The organism is Wolbachia endosymbiont of Drosophila aff. chauvacae BK-2020, assembly GCF_032848195.1.
GTDB lineage: Bacteria > Pseudomonadota > Alphaproteobacteria > Rickettsiales > Anaplasmataceae > Wolbachia > Wolbachia pipientis.
Genome location: NZ_CP136586.1, coordinates 211,203 through 229,518 on the forward strand (window position 1 = coordinate 211,203; position 18,316 = coordinate 229,518).

Below are 18,316 nucleotides of genomic sequence, written 5' to 3' on the forward strand. Positions count from 1 at the left end.
AATTATGATTGCTTTACTACAACTTCAAATTTATCATCACCAAAATCCTTATTAATATACCAAGAACCATCATCTTTAGTTACAAATTCAAGACCTTTAAGGTCTTTTTTTATTGTCTTTCCATTTTGACCATCAATAGCGATATTAATATCGAATGTAATAATGTCTAGATTTATCATAGCTTCTTTCCCGCTGCACGAATTTAGACTGAACTTGCCTAACATGACATCATTAAAACTCACTTCCCCTGTATAGACATCACACTGACCGTCCACACAACACGTAGTTTCAATATAGAAAAGATCTGACATACAAAATACCTTAAAAAAAAGAACTAAACATATATGGCCACTACACCACACCGCTAACAAGTAGTAAAGCGTCGATAAACCTAAGTTACTTTAGCTACGTAGCCATAATACAGCTAGAAATGTAAAATTCAACAGTTAATTGTGTGATTAATAGAGAAGTCTTATTTAGTACACCTTATAGGAATGGCTGTTTAGTTTTTTTGTTAATCTTTTTTACCATGCTGTCAATCATATGCTTTATCCCTTGATATACAGAGTATGTACTTTCGTCGCTACGCATATAAGCAGAACAGGAAAATACATTATGTTCTTCGTCTTCTATTGATAACTCTGTATCGCATTTTATGTGCTCGCCGCCAAGCCTTTCTATCAACTGTTCTCTGTCATCTCCTATAGTTACCTTAACCTTACTTTCTTCTTTACCTATCTTGCTACTTAAAATTGAAACAATGATGGCTGGAGATATGCATATCGCTCCTATTGGCTTTTTTGTAACAAAAAATTCTGAAACTAATCTTTCAAATTCAGGCATTACTGTCACCATGTCTTTACTTTCAGCTAAGTCAGATAAATTTTTCGCAACCCCGTATCCACCAGGTACAACTAGCATGTCAAAATTTTCAGCTTTGGCTTCTTTTAAGTCATATATTTCGCCTCTTGCGATTCTTGCTGCTTCCACAAGTACATTCCTTTTTTCTTTTGTTGCCTCTTTTGTTCTATGATTCATAACTTGTGTGATATTGATATCAGGTGCAAAGCATTTAACATCCACTTCCTGCTGATCAAGCACAAGCAAACTTAAAACCGCTTCTCTTACCTCTGCACCGTCAAGGTGACCACACCCTGATAAGACCACAGCAGCTTTTAATTTTTTTTCACCCATAAAGTACCTTGATTTCATATAATCTAGATATTTTAATACAAATTCTATATTTGGAAAGGGGTATGTTATATCAATTATAATATAATTAATGATTAGTATGTATAATTAGGCATATTTATAATCAACGAAGCTGAATATGGAATCTAGCAATAGTATGTTTTTTGACACTGACTATCCAGAACTAAGAAAAGCTATTTCAGATATAATAGAAAGTATTGCACAATCCTCACAAGAGGGGAAAAAAGAGTTATTTACAACCCTATCAGAACAAGTTAAAGGGATGAACCTCAAAGATTTAGGTTTAGCGATTAATGACCAAGGCTTGCAAAAGGAGGTCAACAAAGAATTATTTATAAAATTCATTGAAGAAGCGCTTGAAGGTTTAACTTCTGAAAATGTTGACTCAAAAATAAGAGAAGAGGCGTTAAAATCTGTTAATCAGCAAGCAATAAGTAATGTTATAAATAATAATAAAGGTCCACTGGACAATCTAGTCAATTATTTTAAATCAGCATCTGCAAATAAAAAAATTGGAATAGCTTCTGCCGTAATGGTATTAGGAGCAGCATTTTCTCCACTTATTGTGCTTGCTACATTAATAGCACTTGTAGGTATTGGAGCACGTTATGCAGGAATAGGTATAGTAAAGGCAGGGGAAAAAATAAAAGAAGGTGCGATTGATGCAGGAAAAGCAGTGAAAAGTTTATCTAAAAATTTAGGGGATAAATTGCCTGAGGTTGGGCCAAAAAAAGATAACTTTAGTAAATTATACAACAGTTTGGCTCAAGAGATTATAGGCTATAATATGTCCGAAGAAGGTGAAAAAATAAAAAACGCCCAGAGTAAAGCAAAGGTCATAGGCATGCTTCAAAATGAAGGGCAGCGATCTGCTATACAAGAGTTAGTAAAGAATGGAACTATTCAAAATTTTTCAGAAGATGACATGAAAAAGCTTAGAGAAAAAGGTACTAGTACTTATGAAAGTGATAAGGAAGCACTTGAGGAACTTATGGAGAAATTTCAATCTAAAATTATGGCCATTGGTGAGGGTAAAATAGAGGAGGTAGAAAAAATGGTTAATGATAAAGTTAACCAAATGAAGTCACCAGTTCCTCAATTAGATAGTCCAAGTTCTGAACAAGCGAGTACAGGAGAAACCAAAACCCTCTGATGGCTTGGAGAGGGAGGGAATGGAAAAGGTAGAGATCTATTCTTTTTTATCCACTTTTTTGAGCAATCCACTTCCACATCTAACACACATCTCAGTGATTATAATATCCAATTTTTGATCATGTTTTTCTACAGGTAAATCTTTACAATATTGTTTCTCATAGGCTACACCTATAAATATTTTTCCAAGTGGCCGCAGTTTTTCTATCATTGTATCATACCAACCACCGCCAAAACCCAATCTATTAAAATGATCATCAAAAGCAATAACAGGAGTAATGATTGTGTCGGGAATTACGTCTTCATTTGTTTTGTTCCATTCCTCAAATTTTAGTAACTTATTTTTATTAGGAATTGCTACTTTATAATCTAAATCGAGTAAACTATGCATCAAAGGCACAACATCTATTTCCTCATCCATTGGAATGTAAGCTGCTATTGTTTTGCCTTTAACGTAGCTTAAGTTCTGATTAAAGAGATTAATAAGGGAATTTGCCGCATAACTGGAATAACTTTCATCAATATCTTTTCTTATAGCTCTATATTGCTCTCTTATTTCCTTTTTGTGCTGTTTAATATCTTTGAACATGATCTATCCATTTTGCAGTAAGTTTTTCTTGTAAACTATTTTGCTTCAAGCGCTCACTTAAAAAGTCAAAGTCAACACACCCCATATCCTGGTCTTGATTACTGCAACTATAAACAAAACTCCTTTCTCCTGTTTTCGCATTTATATGTTGCTGCACACACTGAGCGCAGATTTCTTTCATCATACACTGCATAGGAGAATTAACTGATGATATCGCTATGTGGCCTGATTTCAGATATGGCTTTAAAATTGTTTTTCTAGCTTCATTCACAGCTTTCATCATTTTGTCAGAACCAATAGTGATAATTTTATCTATAACGTTCAAATTAATACCTAATCTTCCTTGTTGATAAGAGACTATTGCATCAACTATATTACCATGAAAGGATTTATCTTGATCTCTGCTTGTTTCTATCAATCCTTCTTCACATGCCCAAACTACTGCATTTGATGCACGCTCTATCAGTGCTCGTTTAAATACATCACTTAACTTCTTATAGCCAGCAAAGTACAAAACCTTGTTATTATTTTCAAGACATGCCTTCCCTATCGAAAATAACACTGCATTTCCAACTCCACCACCAATTAGCATTATATTCTTCATGTGCTATTTTAACTGCATTTGTTCAAATTTTTTGAAATTTTATAGAACAAAGTAATTTATATAGTTCTATACACAAAGACAAGAACACTCTCTGACTTCAACTATACCGATAACTGATAGCTGCATTTTTACGCATATCATCTAATAACAAGTTGCTTTGTATCATAATCTTTTGTTGGTACATTTTCTGTTTGATTGCTTCTATACCCGCTACATTACTCTTGATATCACACAACATCATCAACTTTGCAGTGCCATTTTCTCTCAATTCTACTATTTCATTCACACTTGTTTTACTAAATAAAATCTGTAAATCAGGATTTAAATCTCGCATTTTTATTTCAAATTCTTTTGCGTTTGGCAGCTTAAAATTATCTGCCAATTTATCAAAATTTAAACAACTGACCTTTTGCTCCTTGAGATTATCTAATAAACTTTCTGAACCTTCAACCACAATCTGTTTTAATTTTAAAGTGCTTTCCAGCAGTGCATGATTAAGTTGTACTTTATCTATTACTTTTATAACGGAGTAACCTTCACTGAAACTGAATGGACCTGCTATGTCGCTGGTTTCTAATCCTTCTAAAACGCTCTTGAGTTTTCCTTTTAGCTGACTTAAATTAACTGTTGCTTTACGCATCTTTATTGGAGATTCTGGGTTATCACTGTTGCGTAATTTTTTTACTAAATCTTCAGCTATACCATAAACGTCCTTGTCTTTTTGATCAGGAATTATAAACTCTTGGAACGTGATAAGATAATCCGGCTTTTCTGTTTGCCTTTTTACATCATCTACTTCTTTATCGCTTATATTAATAAATGGCACAATTCTTACTTCAATAATTTTGCTCCACAGTAACTGACATTTTATTTGTTTTCTTAAAATACCAAGATCTATATTATGCTTCTCTATGTATTGATCAACTTCATTAGCCTTAAGTTTAAAACTTTGGGTTAAAAATAACATAATAGCATTATCTAACTCCTCGTTGCTCAATTTTATATTCAGCCTCTGTGCTTCATTGATAATGATAATTTCGTCTATTAGCTCCCTAAGCACTTGAGGCTTTGCTTCTTTTTGATTAACACTTTGAGTGCCAAACAATGAATTTATCAAGTTGATGCGTTTTTCGATATCTAAATTTGAAATTGGTTCACCATTTACATCTGCAACAATTTCAATCTCGGTTGCAAGCAACCTAAGTGGCAACACTATCAACAGTAAAATTAGTATTTTATACATACAAGTAAAGTTAATAACCAATTCTATAATAAATACTGAGTCAATGCTAGCCAACTTTTTAATAGTGATCTCAGTGACAATGGAAATAAAAACCATTGCAACAAAATCAGGTACGCTGGTAAATAGGCTAAAAACATGCTAACATAGCGAATTTAAACCGTGCTAAAAACAGTATACGGAAGGAGAGGGATTCGAACCCTCGATACGACTTTTGGGTCGTATAACGGTTTAGCAAACCGCCGCCTTCAGCCGCTCGGCCACCCTTCCAAATTTAGAACCTAAAGATTATATAATACCAAGACCTCTACCACCTGTCTAATGCTTTTAATTGCAATATTTGTATCTGTTCAGATGCATGGCTAATGCTGAAACAAAAATTCCAGTGCTCCCTTTCTTGTCATCCCAGTGTCACGCACTGGAATGACATCGTTTACTATGTGCCATATTGCAATGTTCGTACAGTTGTGCGCGGTATAGATTCCGCTAACAAGTAGCGGAATGACGAATTTGTTGTTTTTCAAATTGTGGGCAAACCTAAGCCACTTTAGCTATAAATCAATAAAAACTAATTTCTGCTTTTTTCAATGATTTTCTTTGCTTCTTCCACACCAACCCATTCTCCAACTGCTACCGTTTTTCCCTTTTCCAGATCTTTATAATGAGAAAAGAAATGAGTAATTTTATCTAGTAGGCTTTTAGATAAGTCAGAATAGTCCTTTATATTGTCATAATAGCTATCAACACTGGAAACAGGCACTGCTAATATTTTCTCATCTTCTCCTTTTTCATCTTTAGTGAGTAATGCGCCTATTGGACGCACCGATATTAAAACACTAGATGCTAAGGGAAATTGAGTTAGCACCAAAACATCCACAGGATCACCATCACCTGCGCAGGTATTTGGTACAAACCCATAATTGCAAGGATAAGTCATTGAGGTAGATAAAAATCTGTCAACTTGTAACAACCTAAACTCTTTATTAAATTCATACTTTACAGGCTCAGCATTCGCACTTATTTCAATTACCACATTCACCGCATTTGGTCCTGCTGTTATTTTACTTAAATCCATAAATTACCTCTTAACTTAAGAATAAGCATTATACAATATATGCTTTTAAGTTGCTACATTTATGTAATTCTAAACTTATTTTGCACGGGCTGTCCTAAATTTTCATTCGTCATCTTATTGACTGTTGAAAGTGGTGGTTCCTGTGATAATTGAAATAAAGCATATACTATTACGATAGTAAGCACTGCAGCAATTACTAGATTAGCAAAATTATCCTGTGGTAGGACACCTTTTATTGGATTAAATAATTTTTGCTCCATAAAGAAATAATCAGCAACATATAACCCAACAGATAATACAAACATACCTAAAATAAGTTTACAGACTGTGTTTTTATGGTCTTTTTCTTTTTTCTTGCTGGTGATAGGATTTGGCCTACATTCATTCTCTTCTTGCAGCACTGAGTAGTATATATTATCAGGGCTCGTTATTAATTGTTCAAATTCATCACTATTTTGGTTTTTTAACAGTTGCTCTAGGGTGTTTTTTGTATTTATAGGATATATTAATCCATCCATTTTCAATGCTTTCTCTTGCCGATCCACATTCTCATGGTCGATTGTATATTTATCTCTACTTGATAATCCGATCATGTGTAGTTTGCCAGCTAAGAACATTATATAGCTCTCTATTAACTGATTCTCACATATCTCTAATACTTCTCTTTTTACTGTTTTGTTAGATGACGAAAGTTCTTTATAGTGACCACCCAAAGAAAAGAATAATGCTATATCTTTATCTGCTTTTATGTCATGAATGGAATAATAGCTGCTGATAACGCACTTATTTAATGCAAATTCTCTGTCATATTTGTTTAATGTATTTCCTTCACTTAGTAACTTTCTAAGACCAATGAGTACTTTATTTTCAAAATCTTCTTCTGTTTTAAATATTGGTTCTCTCTTTGGATTTGCTAAGATGTTAAGTAAATCTAATTTTCTTCCATCTACTACTTCATTTATATATTCATTTAACTCAGATCCTTTAATAACTTCATATATTTTATCTATGACATCTTTAGTATTCAGGTTATTGTTTTCACTTAGAATTTGATAAGCTTGAGCATAAATTAAAAACAGCCCTTGTAGACTAAATTTTAAGTTAAAATATTTATCTAATGGTTCCTCTTTTTTTCTAATGAATTCAGACAAACCAAAATGATTTCTGTGATCCATAAAACGACCTAAGTCAGCATGTTGAAAGCTACCTAAAAAAATAAATAACGTCTCTAATAAATTACCCTTACCAACAATTTTTATTAGTTCTTCAATTTCTTTTATCATTGCTGAAACCTATAATGTTCTACTTTATAGTATAAGGGATACATGGCAAAATAGCAATAAATGTTATTAGACTTCTTGCATAACCCAAACTAAGTAGAAAAAGGTATAGCTATACCGCCGCGGCACTAACAAGAGATCCCGCTAGCGGGATGACGAGCTTATCTTCATGCTGCCACGAACTGTCATACCGCCGCGGTATCTCCAGATCCCGCTAACAAGCAGTGGGATGACGAGACTTATCTTTATGCTGCCGCGAACCGTCATACCGCGATTCATTCGCGGTATCTCTCAGCCACTAACAAGAGATCCCGCTAGCGGGATGACGGTTGTCGTTTAGCTACAAACATTAAGAAATTTACCAAACGAAAAAAAAGGCAAAAGAAGCCCCGTGGTTGGCTAATTACTTACATTATACTTTCAAGTATGGCGTTTTTTTATTCTAAGCACTTAATAACCGCGATTTAGCTGCTTTTAAGCCGCAACTAATCTAAATTATAAACGTTAAGAAATTTACTAAACAGAAAAAAAGGCAAAAGAAACCCTAGGGTAGCTAGTTATTCACTATCCATTTTTTAAGTTGGCGTTTTTTAATGTTTTAAATGCTTTATAAGCGTATTTCAGCTTGTGTAGGTAAAAACCCAGAAATTTGATAAAGACATAGAGTGCACATAGTGCAAAAAATTAAACATGAGACGCCAGATACGTGAGTTTTTTTGTCATTTAATCTGTACAGAGAAGATAAATAAATAGCTTCAGTTTCATGATAAGGGGGCTGGCGGAGTTTGTCAGGCAAGTTTTTTCGTTTCTGTTATATGGTTATGCAAGAAGTCTATTGTATGTTTACACTCTGCATTAAAGCTTTTAGTTAAGAGCATATCCATCCACCGCCGATAACTTGCTCATCTTTATACGCTACACAGGCTTGACCTGGACTGATGCCAAAGTAATCGTCGTTTAAAATGACACAGGCTTTATTTTTTTCGTCAGTTGAATGTATTGTTGCTAAACTTCCCACATGTGATGATCTCAGCTTCACAGTTACTTCCATACCTTCCTTTGGTTGTTCTAACCAATTTAACTCCTTGATCAATATTTTTTTTTGCATTAATACGTTGATCGGACCTACTATAACCTCATTATTTTCTGTATTAATTTTTATCACATAAAGAGGTTCATTGTGTGCGATACCCAAGCCCTTTCTTTGCCCCACTGTAAAATTTACTATGCCACTGTGCTCGCCTAGCACTTTTCCATTAACATCCACTATTTTACCTTTCTGTACAGATTGTGGAGCTAATTTAGCTATTGTTTTACTATAGCTTTCGGAAACAAAGCATATATCTTGACTGTCCTGCTTTTCAGAAATTTGTAAGCTGAAATACTTTGCTAATTTTCTTATATCACTTTTATAGAACCCACCTAGTGGAAATCGCAAAAGCTTCAATTGCTCTTGAGTTGTAGCAAACAAAAAATAACTTTGATCTTTACTTTTATCAATGCTTCTGCACAACTTTACCTCACCATTTTTTTCTAACCTTCTCACGTAATGTCCTGTTACGAGCACATCCGCACCAAGATTTTTTGTAACTTGCAATAGATCACGAAATTTTACCGTTTGGTTACATCTCACGCATGGTATGGGAGTTTCCCCACGCATATAGGTACTCGCAAAATCCTCTATTACTTCCTTTTTGAATATTTCCTCATAGTTTAAAATATAGTGAGGAAAGCCAACACTTTCAGCTACACGCTTAGCGTCATAAATATCCTGTCCAGCGCAGCATGCGCCCTTTCTTGCGTTAGCATTACCGTCGGTGCCATAGAGTTGAAGAGTCACACCTACCACTTTGTACCCAAGGTTATGTAGCAGTGCTGCAGCAACGGAGCTATCAACTCCCCCGGACATTGCAACAACAGCCTTGGTCTGGTGCGGAGCTTTATCTTTTAGCAGAGGTTCTATTTCAAATTCTTTTAGCATAATCGCCTTAATTTATAAACACAAACTTGGTGTCATGCAAGTAGCTGACACTGGAATCTAGTTTCTATTGCACAATTTCATCGAAACAGCATACTTGTTTATAGTCAATTTTTCTGGATCCCAGTGTTGGCTACTTGGATGACATCTTTATGCTTGAGGTAAAATTTGCTATAAAATTCGATGAACTACCTTTAAAAATAATTTAATCCTGCTTAAATAAAACATGGCCAAAATAATCCATGTTTTCAAGCACTTTTCCGCTACCCAGAGCAACACAACAAAGTGGGTCATCTGCAACACGAACCGGTAATTTTGTTGTTTCACTGATAACTTTACCTAGATTACGTAATAATCCACCACCACCGGATAAAACTATTCCTCTATCGACTATATCAGAAGAAAGTTCAGGTGGAGTGCTCTCCAGCGCAGTCTTAATAGCAGAAATTATCTGATGTACAGGCTCTATTAAACTCTCTGCAACTTGGTATTCTGATAAAAGCATTTCTTTTGGCATGCCACTCACTAAATCCCTGCCCTTAATTATCATTCCCTCTTTGTTATTTTCACCTGGCAGACTGGCTGAACCTATGCTTTTCTTAATTTTCTCAGCGGTTGTTTCACCGATTAATAATTTATGATTTTCACGAATGTATGACTTTATTGCCTCATCCATAATATCGCCACCTACTCTGGCAGAACGTGAATAAACAATTCCGCCTAAAGAAATAATTGCAACTTCAGTTGTACCGCCTCCTATATCAACAATCATAGAACCCTCAGGTTCAGTAACCGGGAGCCCAGCTCCGATTGCTGCAGCCATTGGTTCTTCAATTAAAAATACTTCATTTGCACCAGCACTTTCTGCTGCATCTTGTATAGCACGCCTTTCAACTGGCGTGGATCCAGATGGAACGCATATGATAATATTAGGTTTATTAACAGTGAATTTTGTGTTTGCACTGCGTATGAAATATTTTAGCATTTCTTCCGCACTTTTAAAATCAGCAATAACTCCATCCTTTAAGGGCCTTATCGCCTCTATTTCTCCAGGCGTTTTCCCAAGCATCATTTTAGCTTTTTTACCAAAAGCATAAGGAACATAACTTCCTTTTTCTTTTATTCTTGCTACAACTGAAGGCTCATCAAGCACTATTCCCTGATTTTTCTGATAAACTAAAGTGTTTGCAGTACCAAGGTCTATAGCAATATCGCTAGCAAACAAACCTTTGAAAGTAAAAAGGCTATAAAACTTTCCGGTTAATTTTCGAACAAAATTCATACATAACTCAAGAAAACCATTTATTAAGACAAATTATACTTTTCAGATAAGTAGTAAGTAACACACTCAACGTCTAAACCCTTACCTGTTACTTTTTTTAGCAGTTCCAGGCCACACTTTGCACTGTATATATTTTCAGATAACCAACTGATAAGTAAACTAAAATCTCCTTTTATTATAGCACTTAATGATTCGTAATGATTCTTTTTAACGCAAGAGAAAATCTGCACAGCAGCAATTAAAGCAATAATTTTTATAGGAAAGTAGCCCATAACACCGCTTGCCCAATATTCATCTTGAAAATAAGTGTTTAGCTCATTTTCAGCTTTTACTGGAATTTTATAGTGCTTCATACCTTCCAGCCACGCATCATGCAGGTCTTTGACTTCCAATGTACCATTTATTATATCTTGTTCTAACCTAGTTCTCAACATAATATGAGCTAACAGACTAAATTCATCTGCATTTTTTAAAAAAGAAGAAAGGTTTATTTCATTGAAAATCAAGTACAAATTTTCAACACTGCTAACTTTCTCGTTAGTTTTGCCTTTTATAGCAAATTTCTCTTTTATGTGTGGTTGAATAAACTCAATAAATTCTCTGGATGTTCCAATCATCCTTTCCATGAATAACCCTTGAGTTTCATACATAACATGTCTCGTAATTGGACTACTTATAGAATTTTGCGCTAAACATTTTTGATAAATTGCATAACCACTATGCCGTAAAAGTGAAAATAAACCATAACAAAAATCAGATTCATCATAATCTATAGGGTAGTAATAAGAAGTACGAATCTCATTTAGTGCAATACCCATTTGCTGTAAGCATAATGAGCCAAGTTCAATCTGTTTCTGAGTAGCAACTTTTTGTATATTAGTAACCTTATCCTTTTTCTGCTTTTCAATTATTTTATCTACATTTTCGCTAAAAAATTTGCCTACCTTGGGGAATACTTCCCTTATATTCTTTTCTGTGATATCAGAGTCATAGTCAGCAAGCAGTGAGTCGTATTTTGAGCATTTTAATTGCTGCGATTTTATAGAAGCTACTTCGCGAATGAGTGTGATTAAATCAGTAAAACGTTCTTTTAGTTTTTCTAAGTTACTGGTTTCAGAATGAGATAGCTTCCATAAATTTTGGCATTCAACCTTAGCTTTGGATAAAGACTTTACTAAATCAATAGGAACAGCACTGTTGCTTTTATGTATTCTCTCTATTAACTTTAGCTGCTGAGTATTTGCACTTTTTTTGTTACCAAGAGCATCTGCTAATGATTCCTTTATTGCGTCATGAGAGATAATTTCATGTCTGATTTCTTCTAGAAGACTCATTTGTTCAACTTTGTCCTCTATATTCAATTGGCTTTGGTTTAGTACTTTTAGCGTATTTTCGATATTCTTTACCCTATATAATACCTCCTCTAAAAACTTATAAGATTGCATATTTGTTCATTATTTTAGAAAACATCTGTTTAATACCGTAATAGATTAATAATAAAGTTAAAAGTATATTTGCTTAAAGTACAATAAAAAATTGTACTTTTTATTCTTTTATTGGATTTTTCTACTCAGAGTCCAGCATATTATAGGAAAATTAATTGTAAGGTTGTAGAAAAAGTATTTAGTATTTTATTTCTCTTGACTATATTACAATATGGAGAGATATTAGCTACTGAAATTAAAGTTACGCACTATTTAAAATTTATGGAGGTTTAGTAATGTGGAGTAGACTGGTTATAATGTGCTGTTTTTGTTTATTACTTACTGGTGTAAGTTCTTGCCCCAAAAAAGGAGCAAATACAACAAATAAAATAAATTCTGTTGTTAAGCAGATAGGTGATAAAAGAGTTTTCTTTGGTTATGATGAATCTAGTATTGCTGAAGTAAGTGCAGATGCATTACTTGACGTAATGGAGGTGTTACAAGATAACCCTGACGCGAAGGTTACTTTAACTGGTCACACTGACAACCGTGGTTCTCATGAGTATAATCTTGCGCTAGGCGCTAGAAGGGCTGATGCAGCTAAAAAATTTATGGTTAGTTGTACACCCTACATAGAAAACAGAATAAAAACTGCTTCTAAAGGTGAAACTGAGCCTTTGGTTAATGTAAAAGATGATTCTAGAAATTCTAAATATGAAAAAGAGCATGCTAAAAATCGTAGAGTGGAATTTTCATTTTCTGGAATAAAGAAATAGTTTCTTGCATTAAAACCTGGATCCCAGTGTCAAACACTGGGATGACATAAAGAAAGGGCACTGGGGTAGACAAAAAAGGACAAACTTGTCATATTTCGTTGCTTGTTAGCGGGATCTATATATACCACAAATAAGTCGCGGTATGACGTAAGAGATCTGACCTGTCTGGCCATCAAGAGACATAATGGAATTAGAGTTATTATTTCAAAATGTGGTTAATAGTTTTGCTTTCTATAACAATCAAATTGCAGTTGCAGTATCAGGTGGTGTAGATAGTATAGTCTTACTGCACTTAATGACTAACTGGGCAAAAAAAAACAAGCTTTCACTTCCTATAGCATTAACAGTAAATCATGGATTACGTCCAGAGTCTCAAAAAGAAGCTGATTTTGTTGTAAGTTATGCAAAGGAACTTGGAGCAAAGGAATCGTTCATATTAAATTGGGAGAAGCAAAATATTAAAGGCAATATTCAGTTACAGGCACGAAAAGCACGGTATAAGTTACTAGCAGAGTGGTGTAAAAATAATAATGTTAAATATTTACTTGTTGCTCATCACAAAGATGATCAAGCAGAAACGTTCTTGTTAAGATTAGAGCGAGGTAGTGGCGTAGATGGATTATCATCAATGGACTACAAGTCTTTCCTAAATGGTATTTATATATTTAGGCCATTGTTAAATTTTAGTCGTAGTGAAATAGAAAAGTACGCTAAGCTTCATCGGTTAAAATGGATCGAAGATAGAAGCAATCATGACTTAAAATACAGACGAACTTTATACCGTAACTTACTTAAAGCAAGTGATAATCAAGAGATTTTAACAGAGCGAATATGCCTCACAGCCCTTCATATGAAAAGAGCTGCAAAAGCGTTGATGCACTACACACGCCTTGCGTTTAATGACTGCGTTAATGTGCATGATCTTGGTTATATTGAAATTAAACTAAGTGAATTTTATCAATTGCCAGAGGAAATAGCCTTGAGGCTTCTTCTTTACTCTATAATGGCAATTGCCAGTAAACATTATAAACCAAGGTACAGCAGCCTCATTGCAATATTTAATAGAATATTGCAAAAGGATAGTAATGTTAACTGTACACTTTCTGGGTGTAAAATAAGAAAGTATGGAGAAAATATCTTAATAATTAGAGAATCGTCAAGGATACAAGAAATTACCGTAAACCTACCTTTAAATGAACCTACCCAATGGGATAACAGATTTAGCTGCACAATACTCGGAAATCAAGGGTGTTCAGTTATCATCGCTCCATTAAAAAAAACACAAAAAGTTCCTGAATTTCTGAAGGATTACAACTGCTGCCCTGAAGTTTTCTACTCTTTGCCTACAGTACAAAAAGATAGCAAGGTGCTTGCTTATCCTGATGTAAATTATAACGGAAAAAATACCAATGACGATAAGGTTCAATGCATTATTAATAGCACGATAAAACAAAATTTGGTAAGCTTGATTAGTATTTAGTTAGAAATAGAAATGAAAAAATTTTTAGAAGGCTTATTGATCTGGTTAGTAATTATTGTTCTTATTTCAGTTGCTTATATTCAATTCAGCGGAAATGTAGGTAAAAGTAAAACAATTATACCTTTTTCGGAATTTTTAACTAGACTAGAAGACAATGATGTAGAAAATATTGTCATAAAAAACCAGAGCATTGAAGGCAAGTTCAGGGACGGTTCAAGTTTCAATTCAAGCGGTGTCATATATAGCGACCTAATAAAAAATTTACATGATAGAAAAGTGAGATTCTCCTTTTCAACTGGAGATTCTGCCATGAACGTAATTGGTGGATTACTTATCTCATGGGTCCCAACATTTATCTTTATTGGCTTTTTGCTATTCTTTCTTAAACAAACACAAGCGGGAGGCAACAGCACTATAAGCTTTGGCAAGTCAAGGGCTAGACTCATGACTAGTGGAAAAAAAGTAACATTTGATGATGTTGCTGGAATTGATGAAGCAAAAGAAGAGCTAGTAGAGATCGTTGATTTCCTTAAACAAAGGCAAAAATTTCAAATATTAGGTGGAAAAATACCAAAAGGGTGCCTTTTAATTGGCTCTCCTGGAACTGGTAAAACTTTACTTGCTCGTGCAATTGCAGGAGAAGCTAATGTGCCATTCTTTAGCATTTCTGGATCTGATTTTGTTGAAATGTTTGTTGGTGTTGGTGCGAGCCGTGTTCGTGATATGTTTGATCAAGGCAAGAAAAATGCTCCTTGTATAATTTTTATAGATGAGATAGATGCGGTGGGTAGACATCGTGGCATTGGTCTTGGTGGCGGCAATGATGAAAGAGAACAAACATTAAATCAGTTATTAGTTGAGATGGATGGCTTTGAGTCTAATGAAGGTGTAATAATAATTGCTGCGACTAACCGTCCAGATGTCTTAGATCCAGCACTGCTTAGACCTGGTCGTTTTGACCGACAGATTACTATTTCTTTACCCGATATAAATGGGCGTGAAAAGATATTAAATACTCATATAAAGAAAATATCAATAGCACCAGATGTAAACGTGAAAACAGTTGCAAGAGGAACACCAGGTTTTTCAGGGGCTGATCTAGCAAATTTGGTGAATGAATCTGCACTTATCGCTGCAAGAAGAAACAAGAAAATTGTTACCATGGATGATTTTGAATATGCACGTGATAAAGTAATGATGGGCGTAGAAAGACGATCCCTAATTATGACAGAAGAGGAAAAGAGACTGACTGCATACCATGAAGCTGGTCATGCGATAATTGCGGTTAATATGCCTGCTTCTGATCCTATACACAAGGCAACAATCATTCCAAGAGGTATGGCCTTAGGTTTAGTTATGAGACTACCGGAAACAGATAGAGTCTCCCACACAAGAGAAAAGCTGATAGCAGATATAACTGTTGCCATGGGTGGCAGGGCAGCAGAAGAGTTAATTTTTGGCTACGATAAAGTTACAAGTGGCGCGTCTTCTGATATACGACAAGCATCTAACATAGCACGTGCTATGGTAAAAAAATGTGGAATGAATGATGAGATAGGGCTAGTGTATCACAATCGTGAGCAGCAAGATCCACAACATCCTCATATGACATCTGAAGATACGCTAAAGCTCATAGATGAAGAAGTGAAAAAAATCATATCTTCTTGCTATGAAAAAGCAAAAGACATTTTGACCAAGCATAAGAAAGGCTTAGAGCTTATTGCTGAAAATCTACTGGAGTTTGAAACTTTAACAGGAGATGAAATAAAGGATATACTAAACGGAAAAAAAATTGTTAGAGAAGAAAATGAGAAGAATGAGAAAGTAAAAAAATCCTCTCTCTATGAGAGTTGACCTCATCTTAAAAATGCTAATCAGCTAACGCTGCAATAAAACATTCAGAATTGTAACTGTCAATATAAATTGTATTAAAATATTCATAATATTGCATTTTCATCACAATAATGCTATCATTCAGTTAGTATTAATGTTTAGAGGTTGTCCGGAAACTAGTAAATTCAAGCATATTCCCTCTTTAACATAACCCTACTCATAGCTAGGTATATGAAATTCTCAGTGGATGTTGTGAGTAAATCATACTCCTTCGATAGCCTTCTATTCCTATTAACCCAAGCAAAAGTCCTTTCTACAACCCATCTTCTTGGCTGTACTTTAAACCCTTGTTCTCTTGTTGGTAGTAGCTCAGGTGGCGTATCTTTGTGCACCCAAAATCTACATGGAGGCCTTTTAACAATTTCAATATCTATGTCATATTCTTCCTTTATGTGATTCTTTAAATTTCTTCCTTGGTATCCCATGTCAGCCCACATTTTTTTAACTTTAGTATATTTTGTTCTCATATTGTTTAATGCTATTTTCATACCATCTCTATCATTTTCGTTAGCAGCGCCTACGTAACAACCTAGTATAAAACCCTGAGTGTCTGTAATTATATGCCTTTTTCTACCCTTTACTTTTTTACTTCCATCATAGCCTTTGATCCCCCTTTTCTGTAGTCTTTACAGATTGACTATCTACTATACAGGCACTCGGCTGCTCATTCCTTCCTATTTTTCTTCTACTATATTTTGTAATTTCATAATTCATTTTCTCAAAAATTCCCTGCTTCTTCCATTGCCTGAACTGCTCATACACAGTCTTCCATAGCGGAAAATCATTTGGTAAATACCGCCATTGACACCCTGTACGCAATACATAGAAAATTGCTTCTAATATTTCTCTTTTGCTATACTTTGGCGGCCTTCCTCCTTTCTTGTATGATACTCTGAAGTGTTTTTCTATTCTTGCCCATTCCCTTTCGCTTAGATCTGTTGGATACTTTTTTCTCATCTTTACCCCGTACTAAAATTTCAGATATTATAGCCTTTTACTTGTTTCCGGACAACCTCTTAATGAGGTGTGAGTAATGATTGATATAGCTTCTATTGGTGTAAGTACAGTTATTGATCAGAATTATAGAAGAAAAGCACAATTATGTTTATCAGGATTATTTGTAACTGTGTCAATAGCAACTGTTACCTGGTTTATTTTCCCTGCGTCACAAAATGTATTAGCTCCGTTTTTACTTCCGGCTATGTTCTTGCTCTTCACTTTATCGATGGGTTATTACATGTTCATATTTAGTTGTGAAGAAAAATCTTTGGTAAAGAATGTTCTTGGTATGGTTGAACCGGCTGAATCGGTAAAGAGAGTGCATTGCCAAGAAAATATTAAGTCCTTATTAGCAGAAGTGAGAAGTACTACGAAAGATAGGTTTCGTAACGTGCTTGTTAATCTTTGTTTTGAAGATCGTAGTAAAGCACACAAACTTGCATTATATGTGAAAGAAATTGACGATATTGTGTCTTCAATAAAAAATCAAGACCTCTTAGACCATTTTGATCAATTTTTTACTATTACTGAAGTAAGCAATAAAAAAAATAGAAGTGAATTAATGAACCTCGCAAGGGCATATAAGATGATAAGTGAAGAAGATCCAGACAAAATACAGGATTTTTTAGCTACTCAAACAAAAAGTTATTCATATGAAATAATGTTACCTGAAATTGATAATTTTCTATCACAAGCTAGGTGATTTTATCAATAATTTCATTGTGTACGTGATTATCATTTTTTGTTTCAATTCCAGTGATAACACTGCACCTAACGGGCTCTTTTATGGCTATTTCCTGAAATCCTTTTCTGACCTTATTGTAAAAATTAACATCCATTTCTTCATATTTATTCTTGTCTTTTGCTCTATTTAACCCAACTTTAACATCAATATCTAGAATGAATGTAATATCTGGATATTTAATTTCCACTAGCTTATGTAAGTCCCTTATTAGCCCTAAGTCAACTCCAAACCCATATCCTTGATATGCAATAGTTGAATCAATAAACCGATCACAAATCACTATTTTTCCTTCTGCAAGAGCTGGTAATATTAATTTTTTCATATGTTCGCGCCTCATCGAGATAAGTAGCAAGAGTTCAGAAATAGAATCAATATTATTCGTTAACAATACTCCTCTTACCTTCTCTGCAAAGTTAGTGCCACCTGGTTCTCGAGTCAATACCACATTATTTTCGCCGCGAATTTGCTTAAAATGATTTGCAAGTAGCTTAGATTGTGTTGTTTTACCAGAGCCGTCTATTCCTTCGAAAGTTATGAACATAAGTTTTATAATTATAATACTAAAAAAGAATATGCAAACAGTATAC

18 protein-coding genes and 1 tRNA gene are annotated in these 18,316 nt (G+C 34.4%); 5 read left to right on the forward strand and 14 right to left on the reverse strand.

The genetic code is table 11. The annotated features are described in order from the left end of the window. Positions 1–2 precede the first annotated feature (2 nt). Complete coding sequence (locus tag R0F62_RS01055) at positions 3–311, reverse strand: hypothetical protein (protein ID WP_010081942.1); 309 nt, start codon at positions 309–311, stop codon at positions 3–5. A gap of 175 nt (positions 312–486) precedes the next feature. Then, entirely contained in the window at positions 487–1,212 is a 726-nt protein-coding gene (gene elbB, locus R0F62_RS01060; RefSeq protein ID WP_006279595.1) for an isoprenoid biosynthesis glyoxalase ElbB, read from the reverse strand. A 118-nt stretch (positions 1,213–1,330) separates the two neighbouring features. On the opposite strand from elbB, the gene R0F62_RS01065 reads away from it, so the two are divergent. After that, entirely contained in the window at positions 1,331–2,365 is a 1,035-nt protein-coding gene (locus tag R0F62_RS01065) for a hypothetical protein (protein WP_274978997.1), read from the forward strand. A 36-nt stretch (positions 2,366–2,401) separates the two neighbouring features. Here R0F62_RS01065 and R0F62_RS01070 read toward each other — a convergent pair whose 3' ends face one another. The 10 genes from R0F62_RS01070 to R0F62_RS01115 all read right to left on the reverse strand — a co-directional run bounded on the left by R0F62_RS01070 (position 2,402) and on the right by R0F62_RS01115 (position 11,857). Then, complete coding sequence (locus R0F62_RS01070) at positions 2,402–2,953, reverse strand: 5-formyltetrahydrofolate cyclo-ligase (protein ID WP_010963143.1); 552 nt, start codon at positions 2,951–2,953, stop codon at positions 2,402–2,404. Further along, positions 2,937–3,557 (reverse strand): ferredoxin reductase domain-containing protein, encoded by a 621-nt coding sequence (locus R0F62_RS01075; protein ID WP_006279429.1) that lies wholly within the window; start codon positions 3,555–3,557, stop codon positions 2,937–2,939. Before R0F62_RS01075 ends, R0F62_RS01070 begins: the two co-directional genes overlap by 17 nt. Positions 3,558–3,654: 97 nt before the next feature. Further along, entirely contained in the window at positions 3,655–4,800 is a 1,146-nt protein-coding gene (locus R0F62_RS01080; protein WP_317051388.1) for a SurA N-terminal domain-containing protein, read from the reverse strand. A 176-nt stretch (positions 4,801–4,976) separates the two neighbouring features. Then, a tRNA-Ser gene (locus R0F62_RS01085) sits at positions 4,977–5,067 on the reverse strand. A gap of 92 nt (positions 5,068–5,159) precedes the next feature. Continuing rightward, complete coding sequence (locus R0F62_RS01090; protein WP_010963140.1) at positions 5,160–5,321, reverse strand: hypothetical protein; 162 nt, start codon at positions 5,319–5,321, stop codon at positions 5,160–5,162. A 44-nt stretch (positions 5,322–5,365) separates the two neighbouring features. Next, positions 5,366–5,872, reverse strand: a complete 507-nt coding sequence (gene ppa, locus R0F62_RS01095; RefSeq protein ID WP_010082061.1) for an inorganic diphosphatase — start codon at positions 5,870–5,872, stop codon at positions 5,366–5,368. 59 nt (positions 5,873–5,931) lie between these two features. Next, complete coding sequence (locus R0F62_RS01100; protein ID WP_208571592.1) at positions 5,932–7,155, reverse strand: WD1261 family protein; 1,224 nt, start codon at positions 7,153–7,155, stop codon at positions 5,932–5,934. 865 nt (positions 7,156–8,020) lie between these two features. Further along, on the reverse strand, positions 8,021–9,133 hold the full coding sequence (gene mnmA, locus R0F62_RS01105; RefSeq protein ID WP_038199627.1) for a tRNA 2-thiouridine(34) synthase MnmA: 1,113 nt from the start codon (positions 9,131–9,133) through the stop codon (positions 8,021–8,023). Between the two features lie 202 nt (positions 9,134–9,335). Next, positions 9,336–10,412 carry a rod shape-determining protein gene (locus R0F62_RS01110; RefSeq protein ID WP_007548791.1) on the reverse strand — a complete coding sequence of 359 codons (1,077 nt, stop codon included), beginning with the start codon at positions 10,410–10,412 and terminating at the stop codon, positions 9,336–9,338. Between the two features lie 23 nt (positions 10,413–10,435). After that, positions 10,436–11,857, reverse strand: a complete 1,422-nt coding sequence (locus R0F62_RS01115) for a gluzincin family metallopeptidase (protein WP_274979222.1) — start codon at positions 11,855–11,857, stop codon at positions 10,436–10,438. Between the two features lie 275 nt (positions 11,858–12,132). Here R0F62_RS01115 and R0F62_RS01120 point away from each other — a divergent pair, with 275 nt between their 5' ends. The 3 genes from R0F62_RS01120 to ftsH all read left to right on the forward strand — a co-directional run bounded on the left by R0F62_RS01120 (position 12,133) and on the right by ftsH (position 15,946). Then, positions 12,133–12,612, forward strand: coding sequence for an OmpA family protein (locus R0F62_RS01120; protein WP_010081889.1), 480 nt, complete (start codon positions 12,133–12,135; stop codon positions 12,610–12,612). 184 nt (positions 12,613–12,796) lie between these two features. Continuing rightward, entirely contained in the window at positions 12,797–14,092 is a 1,296-nt protein-coding gene (gene tilS / locus R0F62_RS01125) for a tRNA lysidine(34) synthetase TilS (protein WP_316659829.1), read from the forward strand. 12 nt (positions 14,093–14,104) lie between these two features. Then, complete coding sequence (gene ftsH, locus R0F62_RS01130; RefSeq protein WP_274979224.1) at positions 14,105–15,946, forward strand: ATP-dependent zinc metalloprotease FtsH; 1,842 nt, start codon at positions 14,105–14,107, stop codon at positions 15,944–15,946. Positions 15,947–16,110: 164 nt separating this feature from the next. Here the strand turns inward: ftsH and R0F62_RS01135 are convergent. Beyond that, a protein-coding gene (locus tag R0F62_RS01135; RefSeq protein ID WP_394356546.1) for an IS5 family transposase occupies positions 16,111–16,942 on the reverse strand; the annotation gives its coding sequence in 2 pieces (ribosomal slippage) (positions 16,111–16,600 and positions 16,599–16,942; 834 coding nt in all). A 76-nt stretch (positions 16,943–17,018) separates the two neighbouring features. On the opposite strand from R0F62_RS01135, the gene R0F62_RS01140 reads away from it, so the two are divergent. Next, on the forward strand, positions 17,019–17,687 hold the full coding sequence (locus R0F62_RS01140; RefSeq protein WP_274979209.1) for a hypothetical protein: 669 nt from the start codon (positions 17,019–17,021) through the stop codon (positions 17,685–17,687). Here R0F62_RS01140 and tmk read toward each other — a convergent pair. Continuing rightward, positions 17,680–18,270 carry a dTMP kinase gene (gene tmk, locus R0F62_RS01145; protein WP_010081998.1) on the reverse strand — a complete coding sequence of 197 codons (591 nt, stop codon included), beginning with the start codon at positions 18,268–18,270 and terminating at the stop codon, positions 17,680–17,682. The two genes, R0F62_RS01140 and tmk, sit on opposite strands and share 8 nt — an antisense overlap. Positions 18,271–18,316 lie beyond the last annotated feature (46 nt).

Coding starts and splice junctions, on each gene's coding strand:
- R0F62_RS01055 (WP_010081942.1), bottom strand. CDS start 311: ATGTCAGATCTTTTCTATATTGAAACTACGTGTTGTGTGGACGGTCAG.
- elbB (WP_006279595.1), bottom strand. CDS start 1,212: ATGAAATCAAGGTACTTTATGGGTGAAAAAAAATTAAAAGCTGCTGTG.
- R0F62_RS01065 (WP_274978997.1), top strand. CDS start 1,331: ATGGAATCTAGCAATAGTATGTTTTTTGACACTGACTATCCAGAACTA.
- R0F62_RS01070 (WP_010963143.1), bottom strand. CDS start 2,953: ATGTTCAAAGATATTAAACAGCACAAAAAGGAAATAAGAGAGCAATAT.
- R0F62_RS01075 (WP_006279429.1), bottom strand. CDS start 3,557: ATGAAGAATATAATGCTAATTGGTGGTGGAGTTGGAAATGCAGTGTTA.
- R0F62_RS01080 (WP_317051388.1), bottom strand. CDS start 4,800: ATGTATAAAATACTAATTTTACTGTTGATAGTGTTGCCACTTAGGTTG.
- ppa (WP_010082061.1), bottom strand. CDS start 5,872: ATGGATTTAAGTAAAATAACAGCAGGACCAAATGCGGTGAATGTGGTA.
- R0F62_RS01100 (WP_208571592.1), bottom strand. CDS start 7,155: ATGATAAAAGAAATTGAAGAACTAATAAAAATTGTTGGTAAGGGTAAT.
- mnmA (WP_038199627.1), bottom strand. CDS start 9,133: ATGCTAAAAGAATTTGAAATAGAACCTCTGCTAAAAGATAAAGCTCCG.
- R0F62_RS01110 (WP_007548791.1), bottom strand. CDS start 10,412: ATGAATTTTGTTCGAAAATTAACCGGAAAGTTTTATAGCCTTTTTACT.
- R0F62_RS01115 (WP_274979222.1), bottom strand. CDS start 11,857: ATGCAATCTTATAAGTTTTTAGAGGAGGTATTATATAGGGTAAAGAAT.
- R0F62_RS01120 (WP_010081889.1), top strand. CDS start 12,133: ATGTGGAGTAGACTGGTTATAATGTGCTGTTTTTGTTTATTACTTACT.
- tilS (WP_316659829.1), top strand. CDS start 12,797: ATGGAATTAGAGTTATTATTTCAAAATGTGGTTAATAGTTTTGCTTTC.
- ftsH (WP_274979224.1), top strand. CDS start 14,105: ATGAAAAAATTTTTAGAAGGCTTATTGATCTGGTTAGTAATTATTGTT.
- R0F62_RS01140 (WP_274979209.1), top strand. CDS start 17,019: ATGATTGATATAGCTTCTATTGGTGTAAGTACAGTTATTGATCAGAAT.
- tmk (WP_010081998.1), bottom strand. CDS start 18,270: ATGTTCATAACTTTCGAAGGAATAGACGGCTCTGGTAAAACAACACAA.